The following is a 14,857-nucleotide window of genomic DNA, read 5'->3' as shown; positions in this document are numbered from 1 at the left end:
AAAGTACAAATTTAAAACATTGAGCGCAGTCTATGGAGCGCACCCGCTATCCAATCATAGAGATTTCCCGTAGAACTGCGGATATTTGTACTTGTTTTGTATTTTTCCAGATGGAGCGCAGCGCAGCGAGTCCCTCCGTGGTCACCTAGAATCGGCGCACCATCCCCACCCACCTGGTGCAAACACAGTGCAAAACGTGAAAGACAAGGCGTACGAGGTTCTGCGGCAGCGGCTCATCGGCGGCCACTACCGACCCGGCGAACAGCTCAAGGAGGAGCCCATTGCCCGCGACCTGGGGCTGAGCCGCACGCCGGTGCGCAACGCGCTGCACCGCCTGGTGGAAGATGGCCTGGCCACCGATGGCGCGGGCCAGGGTATCCGCGTGTCGGAGTGGAGCGATTGGGATGTGGAGGAGACCTTCCAGCTGCGCATGCTGCTGGAGCCGTACGCCTCATTCCTCGCGGCCACACGCGGCGGCGAGGGGCTGGCCGATGAGCTGGAGGCCAGCAACCAGCGCATGGAGGCCGGCATTGCCGCTGGCCACGACGGCATTGGCGAGGTGCAGTCAGCCAACCGGGATTTTCACCACGCGCTGATCGAGGCATCGGGCTCGCCGCGCCTCAAGACCATGCTGGCGACGATGATCGACATGCCGATCATCAAGCGGTCGTTCTACATCTACACGCCCGAAGAGCTGGTGCAAAGCCTGCACCACCACTGCGACCTGGTGATCGCCATACGTGCCAGGGATGGGGAGCTGGCACGCCAGGTGATGCAGCTGCACCTGCGCATGTCCTACCACCGGTTCATGAAGCATCGGGGGGAATACCGCGCGGATGCGTGAACGGTGTCATGACCGGGGCTGAACCCTTTGCGCTGACGGCACCCGGTACAGCCACGGCAGCCAGACAAAGGCAATGAGAACCAGCACAACGCCTGCCAGCGCCATGGGCAACACCATCGGCCAGGCACCGTGGCGCATCGTCGGATCGACAAATTGCGCCGCCAGCTGGCCGGCGCAGAAGGCCACGCACATGATCGCAAAGCCCGAACACGACACGGCCCGCCCGGCCAGCTGCGGCGGCAGGCCACCCACCGCGCCCGCCTGGCCGCAAGGCTGGTGCAGGCCATGGCCCAGTGCATACACCGCGTGCCCCAGCAGCAGTGGAAAGGGCGAGGTCGGCGCCAGCACGCAGTCGGCGATCTGGATGCACGGCCCCAGCAGACTGAGCGTAGCGCCCAGCTGCACCGTGCGCACCGGCCCGTGGCGCGACAGCAGGCGCCGGCACCATGTGATGCCCAGGATGTAGACCAGCGAGCCGCCCGCTGGAATCCAGCCGTAGAGCACGGGCGACAGGCCGAACAGGTCGACGTACACCATCGGCGACAGCAGCAAAAAGCAGAAGATGCCGCCGTAGGTGGCTGCGGCCAGTGCCGTCCAGGCGCAAAAGCCGGGGTCGGCGATCACCTGGCGCACACCGCCAGCGGATACGGATACGGGTACGGATGCGAGGACCGGGGCAGACTCCGCTGGCACTTGCCGCGTCTCGCTGAAAGTGCGCCAGCACAGTGCCAGCAAAGCCAGCGAGTAGACGCCCATCGCCACCAGCACCCAGCGCCAGCCGGTGGCCTGGACGCCCCATGCACCGGCAATCGGCGCCACCAGGGCCACCAGCCCCAGGCCCATCAGGCCGCGGGCCATGATGCGCGGCCCTTCATGGGCCGGATACAGGTCGCGCACCGCAGCCCGTGCGCACACCAGGATGGCCGCCATGGCCGCGCCCTGCACGGCGCGCCAGGCCACCAGTGCGTCCGCGCTGCCCGCCAGCGCACAGCCTGCCGCCGCTGCCGTGTAGCAGGCCAAACCCGTCAGCAGAACGGGCCGGCGCCCGAAGCGGTCGGCCAGCGGTCCGCACACCAGTTGGGCGACACCGAAGGCCAGCATGAACACGGTCAGGCTGCTGCTGGCCGAGCCCAGGTCGCGCGCGATCTCGGGCAACGCCGGCAGATAGCCATCGGTGGCGACCGGCTGCGCGGCCAGCAGCAGCGGCAGCGGCAGCAGCAGGAGAAAGGAAACGGAGCGGCGCGGGCCGGGATCGGCGAAGTTCATCTCAATGAAGCCTGGTCACGGCATGCGGCGCGTCGAGCGAGGGAGTTCGAAGGACGATACATGGCCAGTTGCGCGCCATGCATCCTATGCGACGGCGGACAGCACGGCCCGCAGGCCCAGCAGATAGCTGTCCGCGCCGAAGCCGCAGATCTGGCCCCGGACGATGTCGGCAAACACCGAGTGGTGGCGAAAGGGCTCGCGCGCATGGATGTTGCTCATGTGGATCTCCACCACGGGCACGGTGAGCATGGCCAGCGCGTCGCGGATGCCGTAGCTGTAGTGCGTCCAGGCGCCGGCGTTGATGAGCACGCCGTCGACGCCGTCCCGAAAGCCCTGGTGGATGCGATCGCACATGGCGCCTTCGCAATTGGTCTGGAAGCTGTCTACCTCGCAGCCCAGCTGGCTGCCCAGGCTGCGCAGCGAGGCGTCGATCTCGGCCAGCGTGACCGTGCCGTATTGGGCGGGGTCGCGCTGGCCGAACATGTTGTGGTTGATGCCGTGCAGCATCAGGATCTTTTTCATGGAGGCTCCGTGGCTTGATGTCATGGATGGAGGATGGCGCGCCGGTGGTTCCCGGGTCACGCCGTGGTGTCGATGGCGGCGCCCATGCGGGCAGCCTCTGCAATGGCCTCGGTGATCTGCAGGTTGCGCAGGCCATCGTGCACGCTGACCAGGGGCTGCGCCAGGCCGCGCGCCACCTGCGCGAAATGCGCCATCTGGCGCACCAGCGGGTCTTCGCGCTCCACGGCGGCCACATCCAGGTCGAAGGGCTCATTCCAGGAGCGCTGCTCGGCCGATGCATAGGTCTTCAGCCGCATGCTCGGTATGGCCAGCGAGCCGAAGGTGCCCGCCACCAGGTAGCAGTCTTCGTCCTCATAGCTGGCATAGGCCTTGTTCTCCTGCGAGGTCTGCTCCCAGCTGCGCGCGCTGGCGGCCGTGTCCGAAAGCACAAAGCTGCCCAGCGCACCGCTGGCAAAGCGCAGGTTGATGGCCACCGTGTCTTCCACGGCAAAACCGCGCGTGGCATGCGAGGCGAAGGCCTGCACGGCCACGATGTCGCCGCACAGCATGCGCAGGTTGTGGACCTCGTGGATCATGTTGAGCAGGATGGGGCCGCCCCCGGCCTCGCGGCGCCAGGGGCCTTCCTCGAAATAGGCGTCCGGCTTGTAGAACAGGGCCGCGCCGGTCATGGCCACCAGGCGGCCCAGCCGCCCCTGGGCGATGAGGGCTGCGGCCCGCGCCATGATCGGGCTGTGGGCGCGGTGGTGGCCCACCAGCACGCGGGCGCCGCTGCGCTCGGCCAGCGCGGCCAGGCGCTGCGCCTCGGCCACGGTGGAGGTGACGGGCTTTTCCAGCAGGATGGGCAGGCGCGCATGCATGCACTGCGCCGCCTGCGGGGCATGCAGGCGGTTGGGCGTGGCCAGCACCACGGCGTCGGGCCGGTCATGGGCGATCAGCTCGCCCAGGTCGCGCCACAGCGGCACTCCGGCCCTTTGGGCAAGCTCCCGGGCTGCGGGCGCCGGGTCCACGATGGCGGACAGGCGGCAATCCGCTTGGGCCCCGATGGCGGCGATATGCGCCTGGCCGATCGCGCCGGCGCCGGCCACCGCAATGCGAAGCGGGTGCAGCTGTGCCATGGCATGCCCCTCAGAAGCGGTGCAGCACGCCCAGCTGCACGCCCTTGATGGTGCGGCCGTTGACGTCGTCAGCCGATGTGAAGTTGGGCTTCATGCCGCCCGAGGCCGCCAGCCGGAAGCCCGCATTGCGGTCGTTCTTCAACTGCTCGGCCACCGCGTAGAGCATGGTGCGCTTGGACAGGTCGTAGTAGGCCGCGACCGCGCCGCCCGATGCGCCGCGCCCGCTGTCCGAGCCATCCTGTATGCGGCCCCACAGTGCGCCCACGCGCAGCTGCGGCGTCACGCGGTAGTCGGCCGACAGCTGCCAGACGCGGTAGAAGCGGCGCACATCGGCATTCGTGCCCGCCACCAGCCCGCCCACATTGCCCAGCACCGTGCCCGTGTTGTTGCCCGCCGAGCCCGCCGTGCTGTTGTTGGACCGCACAAAGGCCAGCTGGACCTTGCCCTTGCCGTAGTCGTAGTTGGCGTAGAGGTTGTCGTAGCGGACCGCATCGGTATAGGCCGCGCTCTGCGGCGCACGCGCATACAGGCCTGCATAGCCGACGCGGTAGGGGGCGTTCAGGTAGTCCAGGCCCAGCTGGTAGATGGCCTGGCGCGCTGGAGCACCGGTCTCGGCCATGGCGTAGTGGGCCTCGAACAGGAAGCCGGCCATGCGCGGCGAGGTGTAGGAGATGTCGTTGTCGAAGCGCGAGGGCACGCCGAAGTTGTTGACCATCGATCCCAACGTGCGCGAGGTGAAGTCGATGTAGTCGCCGCGCCCGAAGATCACCGTGTTCTGCCGGCCCAGCCGCACCTCGCCCCAGCCGCCGCCCAGACCCACCCAGCTTTGGCGGTCGAAGCCGCGCGTGCTGTCGGCCTGCGTGCCGTTGTCGGCGTTGATGCCCATCTCCAGCTGGAACTTCGCGTACAGGCCGCCACCCAGGTCTTCCTGCCCGCGAAAGCCCAGGCGGCTGCGCAGCAGGGCGCCGTCCTCCAGCGTGGTCATGGATGCGCCCGAGCTGCTGCGCATGTGGTTGATGTACTGGTCCACGCTGCCGTAGATGGTGACCGAGGACTGGGCTTGGGCACCCGCGCCCCAGGCGCCCAGCACGGTGGTCAGGGCCAGGATGCGAAGGGCTCCGCGCTGCGGCACTCGCGGTGTCTGGTGCATTTGCTGTTGCATGGTCTTGTCTCCTTCTCTGTGAAAAATGCTTTTTCGGGCGTGGCTGCGCCCTGCCCTGGACGCATTCAGGGCCGGTTGTCTGTCGGCTGGATCAGTAGGAGATGTGGGCGGTGGCGCGCAGCTCGTCGGGCGTGGCGCTGCCGAAGCCGAAGAATTCGAGGTAGGCGGGAATCATCTCGAACAGCATGTCCGTGCCCACCTGGAAGTCGCAGCCCTTGTCGCGCACGGCGCGCAGCAGGGGCGTGAACTCGGACTTCATCACCACCTCGCCCACAAAGGTGGTGGGCGCAATGCGCTGCACATCGAACGGCAGCGGGTCATCGGCCTTCATGCCCAGCGGCGTGGCGTTGACGACCACGTCAAAGCCCTGCGGGTCCCTGGAGCCCGTGCCCACCTTCATCCTCGGGTAGTAGGCAGCGAGCCGCCCCGCCAAGGCCTGCGCGCTCTCAGCCCGTGTGTCGAACAGCATCAACTCGCCCACGCCGGCTGCCGCCAGCGAGGCGGCAATCGCCGACCCTACGCCACCCGCGCCGGAAATCAGCACCCGCGCGCCCTGCAGCTGCCGGCCCTTGCGCAGCACGCCGCGCACAAAGCCTGCGCCGTCGAACTGGTCGCCCAGCAGCGAGCCATCCTCGCGCCGCAGCACGGCATTGCAGGCGCCTGCAATGTGCACGGCGGGCGTGACCTCGTGCACCAGGTCCACCACGGACACCTTGTGCGGCATGGTGATCAGCGCGCCGCGCAGGTTGGTGAAACGCATGATGGCCGCGAAGTCCGGCGCGAAATGCGCCGCCTTCACGCCCATGGGCACGACGCAGGCGTCTATGCCCCGGCCGTCGAACCATGGGTTGTAGATCATGGGCGACTTGAAGGTCTCGGTCGGGTCGCCGATGTGCGCGATGAGGGTGGTTTTTCCGGAAATCATTTCCTGGAGCTCATTGCTTTCGGTTGTCGAGGTTCAGCGACGGGCCATAGCCTGGGCACGCAGGCGGTCGTATTCGGAGGCTTCAACGGCGCGGGCGCCGGGCTCGCCCAGCTCCTCCATGCGGATGCGATAGGTCTCGCGGGCGCTCCAGGCGGCCAGGGCTGCCAGAATGGTGATGCCGAAGGTGATGGCGCCCACCGTCAGCCAGACGTTGGCCGAGCCTGGAGGCGCGACGGCGGTGAACAGCGCGGGCAGCATGGCAGTGATGGCCGTGCCGATGTTATGCGAGATGGCCATGGCCGAGACTCGCGTGCGGGTGGGGAACAGCTCAGGATAGAAGCTGGGATACACCGCGTTGTGCCCCTGGTAGACCACGCCCCACATTAGGATGGACATCACGAAGGCCAGCGGCATGTTGCGAATGCTGATGGCGTACAGGTATCCGAAGGCCAGCAGGCCCGACAACAGCGCGCCGACGATGATGAGTGGGCGCCGTCCGATACGGTCGGACAGGCTGCCCACGAAGGGAATCACCAGCACGGCCACAATGTTGCCCACCACGGGAATCCACAGGTATATGTCCTTGGCGAAGCCGATGCCGTAGGCGGGCTGCACCGCATAGGTGGCACCGAAGATGGTGGCCACCACGGGGATCACGTTCATCAGCGCCATGCAGACCACGCGCAGCATGTCGGGAGAATGGTGGCGGAACGCATCGACCACGGGCGAGGGCGCGCGCTCCTTCCTAGCTCCTGCATGGGTGAATGCTGGCGTCTCGTTGACCTCGCGGCGGATGATCCAGCCCGCAATGATGACGACGAAGCTCAGGATGAAGGGAACGCGCCAACCCCAGCTGTTGAACTGCTCGGCGGGCATGTAGTGGACTAGGGGCAGGAAAACGGCCGCCGCCAGGATCTGGCCGGCCTGCACGCCCTGCAGAGTGAAGCAGGCGAAAAAGCCACGCCGCCCGAAGGGGGCATGCTCCAGGATCATGGCGCTGGCTCCCGAGATCTCGCCGGCCACCGCGAAGCCCTGGATCAGCCGCATCAGCACCAGCAGCGCGGGCGCCCACAGGCCGACCTGGTCATAGGTGGGCAGCAGGCCCACGGCGATGGTGGAAAAGCCCATCAGGAACATGCACCACACCAGCACCTGCTTGCGCCCGTGCGTGTCGCCCAGGTGGCCCAGCACGAAGGCGCCGATGGGCCGCGCCACATAGCCCACGCCATAGGTGGCCAGCGAGGCGATGATGGCAATCGCCGGATCACCCTGCGGAAAGAAGATCTGCGGAAAGACCAGCGCAGCCGCCGTGGCGTAGATGAAGAAGTCGTAGTACTCCAGGGCCGAGCCAATCCAGCCGCTGGTCGCGGCCTTCCCAGGCTGGTTTAGGCCTTGCTGCGTGTCGATCGATGTTGCGCTCATGTCTTGTCTCCTCCATGAAAAATGCCCCCGCGCCCCCATGCTGCGCAAGGTCCGCGGCACCAGGGCGACAGCTTTTTGTCTCAAAGCATCTCAGCGGAAAACCTTTGACGGATGCTTGCTGGTAGGCCGACGGGTCGTGGAAAATATAGTTTTCTACTATGGACAAATCAAAGACCATTTGCCATAGCTTGTGCACTGATCGTTCAGCACGGTTCGATGATCGAACACACTCAGGGTTAATACCGAAGCCACGCCTTGCATGACCACTGCCCCCTTACTCGATCCCCGCGACTGGATTGCCGGCCTGGAGCGCGGTGTCTCCATCATCGAAGCCTTCGACGACGTGCATCCACGCATGACGGCGACAAAGGCCGGCCAGCGTACGGGCATGACGCGCACAGCTGCGCGGCGCTATCTACTGACGCTGCAGCACATGGGCTATGTCGCGGGGGACGGCAAGCTGTTCTGGCTTACGCCGCGCGTGCTGCGGCTGGGGCAGTCCTACCTGGAGTCGGCACGGCTGCCGCGCATCGTCCAGCCCTTCTTGCAGCGCGTTGCGGCCGGCACCTATGAGACTGCCTACCTGGCGATGCTGGACGACGACGAGGTGGTTTACATCGCGCGTAACGGCCCCAACCGCAACATGAATACCGGCTATGTGCTGGGCGCGCGCGTGCCGGCCCAGGTCACGGCCGCAGGTATGCTGATGCTGTCTTTACGCCCCGACGATGAGCTGGAGCACTGGTTAGGAAACCACACGCTTACCGTCTTCACACCTCACACTATCACCAGCGCTAGCCAGATGCGCCGTGAGCTGGCGCTGATCCGCTCACAGGACTGGGCGTTGTGCGAACAGCAGCTCAACCTGGACTCGCGCGGCATTGCCGTGCCGCTGCGTGACCGCCACGGCACGCTGGCGGGCGCGCTCAACGTAACCATGCCCATGGGCCACGAAACCGGCAAGGACGCCGTTGCCCGCGTGCTGCCCGTGCTGCGTGAGACGGCGCAGGCCATGCGGGATCTGATCTGATGCATGCGCCGGCTAGGCAGGGATGCGACTGCGACCTCGCGCTTTTGCTGCATCTTCAGGCGATGGGACAGCGATTGCACAATCTGGGACTGCACTGCGACGCCTCCGGACTGCTGCCGCTCTTCCTGTAGTTCGTCAGCTCGACCGGCCTACATGCCCAGGGCAACATCGTGAGCAGCCTGGGGACCGAGGGCTTGTCCAGCGCCTGTGTCAGAGGGGTCGCGTTGGTGCGACTGAGCAACCGTCTTGCTCGCCAAGCACTATGCATAGTCGAATCCCACATTGAGCCATGTTTGGCAATGTCGTTGAGCATCGTCAGCAGCTTGCGCATGCAGGTGACCTGGGCAACATTCTTGCGCTTGCCGGCCACCCGCAGGCGCTCGTAGCAGGCGTGGAGTGCCGAGTTGTGTCGTACTGCCGTGATGGTGGTCATGTACAGCGTTTGTCGCACATCGGCGCGCCCACCCCAGATGCAACGCTGCCCACGCATCTGGCCAGAGTCGCGGTTCAAGGGCGCCACGCCGACCAGCGCGGCATGAAGGCGCTGCAAATGCGTGGTCGCCTGCGCTTCGCTATCGCCGATTTCGTGCTTGAGGAACTCGATGACCCGCTCGATGCTCGGGCGTGCGGAGCTCGGCGTCGGCCAGCGGCTTAACGAAGCGTTTGCGCTCGGCATGTTGGTGCAGCACGTGGGCGAAGGCCACCAACATGCGCGCAACCAGTGCGTCGGTCTTGGCCAATGCCCCCGTGGCGCGGGCGAAGTCACGTACCGTGCACGGGTTGACCACGGCCACCGCCAGGCCCGCGGCCTGCAGGCCGCCTCGAACTCGTAGCCGCCGGTAGCCTCCAGCACCACCAGGGCCGGCGCCAGGGCTATGGCTTGGTGGACGAGTTGTTCGATGCCACTGACGTCGTTGGCGACCTGCCAGGTCTTGAACTGGTCGCTACTGGCGATCTCCGGCGTGTGGCTGGAGACATCAATACCGATAAAAACAGAGTCGGACACGTCTTCTCACTCCCATGCTTGTCTATGCGAACTTCAAGTTCCTACAAGCGTTTGGGCTGCAGATAAGGACGGTACGGCTCAGGCACCCAGTGCTCAGTCATAGGCTTCAAAAATCCCAGAGCCCACTAGGGCTACCCGAGCCGGTCCGATACTTAAAGAGTACGCACTGAACAATTCCGTTCTCAGCCACAGGCAGGTTTGCGCTCACCGGGCGCGGGGCCAGTGCAGCAATGGCCCACTGCATCGGTAGCCCGAAGCGGGTGCAATAAAGCCGCGGCGCGGCCAGGTTCAGGCGCAGGTTGTGCTCGGCGACGCACATCACTGCATGCAGTGCATCGCCCAGCGCGCCCTTGAGCGGATTGCGGCGAGGTGCCCATCCATTTTGCTCAGCACAACGCCCGCCAGCGCCATAGACAACACCATCGGCCAAAATTCGACTGGTTCCTGTGCTCTGGTATGCGGCATCCTTGAATGTGAGTTGCACACAGCCGAGGAGGCTCCCTTTGCAGTTAGATTAAACGGCCTGAAAAATATTCAGTAAGCTGCTTCGCATGGCATCAAGAGGAGCTTTGCAGTCTGTATGTATCTCAAATTGCGCCGCTCCTTGGTGCAAAAGCATTTCCATCCCAGGTACTATTTTTGCACCTATTTTTTCCGCTTCGACCAGGAGTCGAGTTTTCAGGGGAAGGTAAACTGCATCCATCACAACCTGATCGGAATTAAGACAAGAAGCTGACACCAGCGATATATTTTGAAATGGAGATTTACCAATGGGAGTCGCATTGACGATAATGTCATAGTCAGCCACACCAGCTATCTCCTCGAACGTCAATGAGACAGCGCCGACGCGCCTTGCTAAGGCCGAAGCTTTTTTGATGTCTCGCGCGAAAATAGAAATATCCGATCCACGCTCGCGCAATCCAAACGCAATCGCTCTAGCAGCCCCGCCCGCGCCAAGAATAGCAACCTTCTTCTTATCTAGCGTGGTGATTAGCTCAAGAGCAGTAACAGCGCCGACCCAGTCGGTATTGTACCCAATCAATCTGTTTTTTCTATTCACAACAGTATTGACCGAACCGATCAATTCAGCAACAGGGTCGACTTCATCTAGGTACTGGACAATCTTAGTATTGTGAGGGTTTGCAACTGCTAGCCCACAAACACCCATTACGCGAGCAAAATCTGCAATCTTCGAGGTATATTCTTTATTGACTTCGCAGCAAACAAATACAAATTTATCATCGATACCAAGAGTACGATAAGCTGCATTGTGCATTTTTGGTGACAAGGTAAATTCTATCGGATCACCAACAACCACACAAATAGAAGTATGTCCAGCAATCTTTACATTCATCACTTCTCCCTAATCGTTTCTTTTACCCTTTTACCAAAATGCCTCCCAAAAGAAAGTGCATCCAACTGAACCAAGATTTCGTCTCCAGGTTCAATTTTAGTAACCGAAACACTTTCACCACCAGGCTTCGTTAGCCTTATGGTTTCCGCATTCTGAAGCAAGATGGAACCTAATCTATCACCAACTTTAGCATTAATAAGCAACATAGATCTTTTTTCCATCTTGCTTCTACCAACCAGGGTCGACCTAGATTCCCCATTGGGATCAACTGTCAAAACTGACATACCAGTCTGAAGCTCTATGAGGTATTTTGTTTCATCAAATGGCATACGCACATAAGAATGTGCGCCACCCGCATTGACTCTAAACGGCCTTTTATCGCAATAAGGATTATCGACATTTTCGTTCTGAACTAGAAAAAGAAAAGAAGAGGAATTACCAACCAGCACCCCCCGACCATCCTCAAGTAGCGAGCAAAAATCAACTGCCACTCTATCGCCAACACCAACCTGAGAAATCGAAGTTACTTGCGCCGTGTCGAACAAGATGCGTTCAGTATTTCCTCTTGTAATAAGTTGACCGACCCGCCTAATCTCTTCTACCGAGCTAGTTTCAAGAAGGATGCCATCGGCGCCTCGCTCAAGCGACTCAAGGCTTAATTCCGCTTCTTCATAACACCGAACATGCTGAATAACATTTGACCTAGAAGCCAAAAGATTTTCCATTGGTATCACACGCCAATCATCGCTATAAAGAATAACGGGAGCATCACTGCTTGGGGTCTTGAGCGTTGATCCTGCGTTTTTCTCGTCAAGGTGCAACTCAAAAACGTCGGTACCTAAAATCATGTCGGCTTCAGGATCGGCAGAGATTATTTTCACGCGAGCCAATTCTCTGATTTGAGCTATATATTCCGGTGGCGTGAAGATACCATTGAATCCAATTTCTATCGCATCCATTACAACTTCTTTCTTCCAATCTTTTACCAGAAGCCAAAATTCCCTAGCCATGACAAATTTCCTCTCGCATCGCATTTTTAATATTCTCGAGAACTAGCGCAATGTTTTCGCTTTGAAATATGTTTCGGCCGAATGACACACCGGCAACACCCGCTTTAATCGCCTGCTTCACATTCCAAATTACTTCATTCGTAGTTGTTTTGGATCCACCGGCGATTAAAATCGGGATAGGGCAACTACGGGCAACTTCGCTTAACCCAGAGGCTGGGTTTGGAGCTGCAATTTTCACAAAATCTGCACCTAGCTCTGCAGCAACGGTGCAGAGATGGCTCAAGGTTTCGGGGTCCCGTAGTTCGACCACTTCGCCGTTCTGACTATAGGAACGATGGTACATCATTGCCAATAATTTTAGATTCAACCTTGCACATTGCTCCACAGCGCCACCTAAGTCTCTGAGCATATTACTTTGATGCTCGTTTCCAAGGTTAACATGTACAGAAACGCCATAAGCACCCATCGCCGCCACTTCTTCAGGTGTTGCAACCAATACCTTTTCGAGAGAGTTCCGGTAAGCCGCAGAAATATTTATGAAACAACGAGCGTCTTCAATGATATTCCTGTACCGGCGGAACGTGCCTTTATTGACAACCAAAAAATCCACCGGCCCATCTAGGATGTCTCCTATCGTTTTACCCATATCATGCAACCCATCTATTGACCCCATAGATATGCCATGATCAAGTGCCACAAAAATATAACTTGAATTATGATTTAACATATTTAATTCCATTTAAACAATATTTCCACACAGAATCTCTCAAAAATAGATCAGACCTCTGATACTCCTGAAACCTCCCATTTTTTAAGATTTTAAAGCCCGATCTTAATTCACTTTTAGGCGAAATATAGTTCTACACAAATACAACTAACATAAATCAGGCGCGGACTATAAAAAATATCTTTTATTAATTTTTCGAGCCGAATACTCCTTTAGTTTGAGCAAAGCCAAGGCTTTATCGGATTTGAACTACAGCAGCAAACTCATGATGGCTGAACCATTTCCGCCGCCCGCGCCCGATACAACCACGGCAGCCAGACAAAGGCGATCAGAACCAGCACAACGCCCGCCAGCGCCATAGGCAACACCATCGGCCAGGCACCGTGGTGCATCGTCGGATCAACAAATTGCGCCGCCAGCTGGCCGGCACAGAAGGCCACACACATGATCACAAAGCCCGAACACGACACAGCCCTCCCGGCCAGCTGCGGCGGCAGTTCACCCACCGCGCCCGCTTGGCCGCAAGGCTGGTGGATGCCATTTCCCAACGCGTACACCGCATGCCCTAACAACAATGGAATGGGCGAGGTCGGCGCCAGTACGCAGCCGGTGATCTGAATGCACGGCCCTAGCAGACTGAGCGAAGCGCCCAACTGCACCGTGCGCACCGGACCGCGCCGTGACAGCAAACGCCGGCACCATGTGGTGCTGAGGATGTAAACCAGCGAGCCGCCCGCTGGAATCCAGCCATAGCGCGCAGGCGACAGGCCGAACAGGTCGACGTACACCATTGGCGACAGCAGCAAAAAGCAAAAGATGCCGCCGTAGGTGGTTGCGGCCAGCGCCGTCCAGGCGCGAAAGCTGGGGCTGGCGAACACCTGGCGCACTCCGCCAGTGGATACAGATGCGAAGACAGGGGCCACCTCCTCCTCCGCTTGCTGCGTCTCGCTGAAGGTGCGCCAGCACAGCACCAGCAACGCGAGCGAGTAGACCCCCATCGCCCCCAGCACCCACCGCCAACCGGCCGTCTGGACGCCCCATGCGCCGGCTATCGGAGCCACCAGGGCCACTATGCCCAAGCCCGTCAGGCCGCGGGCCATGATGTGCGGCCCTTCATGGGCCGGATATAGGTCGCGCACCGCGGCCCGTGCGCACACTAGTATGGCCGCCATGGCCGCGCCCTGCAGGGCCCGCCAGGCCACCAGGGCGTTCGCACTGCCCGCCAGCGCGCAGCCGGCCGCCGCGACCGCATAGCAGGCCAGCCCCACTAGCAGCACCGGCCGGCGCCCGAAGCGGTCGGCCAACGGCCCCCATGCTAGTTGGGCGACGCCGAAGGCCAGCATGAACACGGTCAGGCTGCTGCTGGCCGAGCCCAGGTCACGGGCGACCTCAGGCAACGCCGGCAGATAACTATCGGTGGCAACCACCTGCGCGGCCAGTAGCAGCGGCAGCAGTAATGCAAAGGAGACGGTGCGGCACGGGCCGTAGTCGGTACAGCTCATTTCAATGGAGCTTGGTTACCGCGCAGAACGCGTCGAACGTGGAAGTGCAAAAGCAGATGCATGAGCACGACTGTAGAAACGAAGACCGCGCTCTCCTAGCATGGAGCAGCGGCTCGCGTTCGCTCATCGAACACAATAGTCCATTGATCGCTCAGATTGCGGGTTTATCCCAAGCCAGCGAATGCCGAAAACTATCCGTGTGGAGTCATCGCAGTGGTGCCGGCCACACAACCGCCGCACGTCAGGGCGGGGGTTTCGGACCGGCGATCGCAGGCGACGATCCGCGCACCGCGCAGTACCGAAGGCTTGTCGTTGTAAATCAAGCACGCTGCCACTTCCACAAGCTTCGCGCGGTCGCGACATCCGGGCATGCGCGCCTAGTGCCGCTACGGATCGTGCATAGTTGATCTCGACATCCCCGCGCCGCTACCCTGTTGACACGCCCAATGCACCCACGCCATGTCCCCTCGCCACCGCCCCAACCCTCCGACGCTGCCCACTGCCCTGTGCTGGGCGCACGCACGTCGGCACAGGTCACGACCCCCGGCGTGCATGGCGGCGACGACCGTCTGCTGCAGCATCTGCAGGCACTGGAAGTGCGGCTGCACGATCCGCAGGTGCGATCGGATGCAGGCCAGCTGCAGGCGCTGCTGCATGAAGACTTCCTGGAATTCGGCCGATCGGGCGGCGTGCACGACCGGGCCGCCACCGTGGACAGCCTGGCGGCCGCCTTGCCAGCAGGGCCCCCTGCCCGGCTGGTGTCAGGCGGCTTTGCGCTGGCGCGCCTGGGGCCGGACAGCGCACTGTTGACCTACCGCTCGGCCAGCGTGGCCGAGGATGGAACGGCCGGCCGGCATACGCTGCGCTCCTCGCTCTGGCTGCGCACGGCCCGGGGCTGGCAGATGCGCTTCCACCAGGGCACGCCCACGGCGCTATTCGACCTGGCCGCATCCATGCCATGAGCGGCCTGCG

Annotated in this window: 15 protein-coding genes and 1 pseudogene; 3 read left to right on the top strand and 13 right to left on the bottom strand. The window is 61.7% G+C overall.

Going from position 1 to position 14,857, the window contains the following annotated elements; genetic code table 11:
• Positions 1-187 precede the first annotated feature (187 nt).
• The gene (locus tag DELCS14_RS11945) at positions 188-844 is read left to right on the top strand and encodes a GntR family transcriptional regulator (RefSeq protein WP_012206234.1); all 657 of its coding nucleotides are present in this window, start codon (positions 188-190) and stop codon (positions 842-844) included.
• A 6-nt stretch (positions 845-850) separates the two neighbouring features.
• Here the strand turns inward: DELCS14_RS11945 and DELCS14_RS11940 are convergent, their stop codons facing one another.
• The 6 genes from DELCS14_RS11940 to DELCS14_RS11915 all read right to left on the bottom strand — a co-directional run bounded on the left by DELCS14_RS11940 (position 851) and on the right by DELCS14_RS11915 (position 7,256).
• Positions 851-2,110 (bottom strand): MFS transporter, encoded by a 1,260-nt coding sequence (locus DELCS14_RS11940; protein WP_013801831.1) that lies wholly within the window; start codon positions 2,108-2,110, stop codon positions 851-853.
• An 84-nt stretch (positions 2,111-2,194) separates the two neighbouring features.
• Positions 2,195-2,632, bottom strand: coding sequence for a type II 3-dehydroquinate dehydratase (gene aroQ / locus DELCS14_RS11935; protein WP_013801830.1), 438 nt, complete (start codon positions 2,630-2,632; stop codon positions 2,195-2,197).
• A gap of 56 nt (positions 2,633-2,688) precedes the next feature.
• Positions 2,689-3,747 (bottom strand): Gfo/Idh/MocA family oxidoreductase, encoded by a 1,059-nt coding sequence (locus tag DELCS14_RS11930; protein WP_013801829.1) that lies wholly within the window; start codon positions 3,745-3,747, stop codon positions 2,689-2,691.
• A gap of 10 nt (positions 3,748-3,757) precedes the next feature.
• Entirely contained in the window at positions 3,758-4,909 is a 1,152-nt protein-coding gene (locus DELCS14_RS11925) for a porin (RefSeq protein ID WP_013801828.1), read from the bottom strand.
• 91 nt (positions 4,910-5,000) lie between these two features.
• Positions 5,001-5,834: a ThiF family adenylyltransferase gene (locus DELCS14_RS11920; protein ID WP_013801827.1), complete on the bottom strand. Its 834-nt coding sequence runs from the start codon at positions 5,832-5,834 to the stop codon at positions 5,001-5,003.
• Positions 5,835-5,867: 33 nt separating this feature from the next.
• A complete protein-coding gene (locus tag DELCS14_RS11915; protein WP_013801826.1) occupies positions 5,868-7,256 on the bottom strand; it encodes an MFS transporter in 1,389 nt (462 codons plus the stop codon).
• 259 nt (positions 7,257-7,515) lie between these two features.
• On the opposite strand from DELCS14_RS11915, the gene DELCS14_RS11910 reads away from it, so the two are divergent.
• Positions 7,516-8,286, top strand: coding sequence for an IclR family transcriptional regulator C-terminal domain-containing protein (locus DELCS14_RS11910; protein ID WP_013801825.1), 771 nt, complete (start codon positions 7,516-7,518; stop codon positions 8,284-8,286).
• A gap of 55 nt (positions 8,287-8,341) precedes the next feature.
• Here the strand turns inward: DELCS14_RS11910 and DELCS14_RS11905 are convergent, their stop codons facing one another.
• The 7 genes and pseudogenes from DELCS14_RS11905 to DELCS14_RS11900 all read right to left on the bottom strand — a co-directional run bounded on the left by DELCS14_RS11905 (position 8,342) and on the right by DELCS14_RS11900 (position 13,885).
• Positions 8,342-8,962, bottom strand: coding sequence for a transposase (locus tag DELCS14_RS11905; protein ID WP_043821240.1), 621 nt, complete (start codon positions 8,960-8,962; stop codon positions 8,342-8,344).
• Between the two features lie 16 nt (positions 8,963-8,978).
• Positions 8,979-9,154 (bottom strand): annotated as a pseudogene (locus DELCS14_RS31180) (IS110 family transposase); the annotation flags it as partial.
• A gap of 244 nt (positions 9,155-9,398) precedes the next feature.
• Positions 9,399-9,776, bottom strand: coding sequence for a hypothetical protein (locus tag DELCS14_RS29850; protein ID WP_141441589.1), 378 nt, complete (start codon positions 9,774-9,776; stop codon positions 9,399-9,401).
• Positions 9,777-9,806: 30 nt separating this feature from the next.
• A complete protein-coding gene (gene aroE / locus DELCS14_RS29845) occupies positions 9,807-10,646 on the bottom strand; it encodes a shikimate dehydrogenase (RefSeq protein WP_013801823.1) in 840 nt (279 codons plus the stop codon).
• Positions 10,646-11,656, bottom strand: a complete 1,011-nt coding sequence (locus DELCS14_RS29840; RefSeq protein WP_013801822.1) for a 3-dehydroquinate synthase II — start codon at positions 11,654-11,656, stop codon at positions 10,646-10,648. The genes aroE and DELCS14_RS29840 overlap by 1 nt, the downstream gene beginning before the upstream one ends.
• Entirely contained in the window at positions 11,649-12,395 is a 747-nt protein-coding gene (locus DELCS14_RS29835; RefSeq protein ID WP_081816168.1) for a hypothetical protein, read from the bottom strand. The genes DELCS14_RS29840 and DELCS14_RS29835 overlap by 8 nt, the downstream gene beginning before the upstream one ends.
• Before the next feature lie 251 nt (positions 12,396-12,646).
• A complete protein-coding gene (locus DELCS14_RS11900; protein WP_013801820.1) occupies positions 12,647-13,885 on the bottom strand; it encodes an MFS transporter in 1,239 nt (412 codons plus the stop codon).
• Between the two features lie 446 nt (positions 13,886-14,331).
• Here DELCS14_RS11900 and DELCS14_RS11895 point away from each other — a divergent pair, with 446 nt between their 5' ends.
• Positions 14,332-14,847: a DUF4440 domain-containing protein gene (locus DELCS14_RS11895; protein WP_013801819.1), complete on the top strand. Its 516-nt coding sequence runs from the start codon at positions 14,332-14,334 to the stop codon at positions 14,845-14,847.
• Positions 14,848-14,857 lie beyond the last annotated feature (10 nt).

It is taken from the genome of Delftia sp. Cs1-4 (assembly GCF_000214395.1).
Taxonomy (GTDB): Bacteria; Pseudomonadota; Gammaproteobacteria; order Burkholderiales; family Burkholderiaceae_C; genus Comamonas; species Comamonas acidovorans.
The sequence above is the reverse complement of the archived record's forward strand: the minus strand, read 5'-3'. Positions and strand labels throughout refer to the sequence as shown.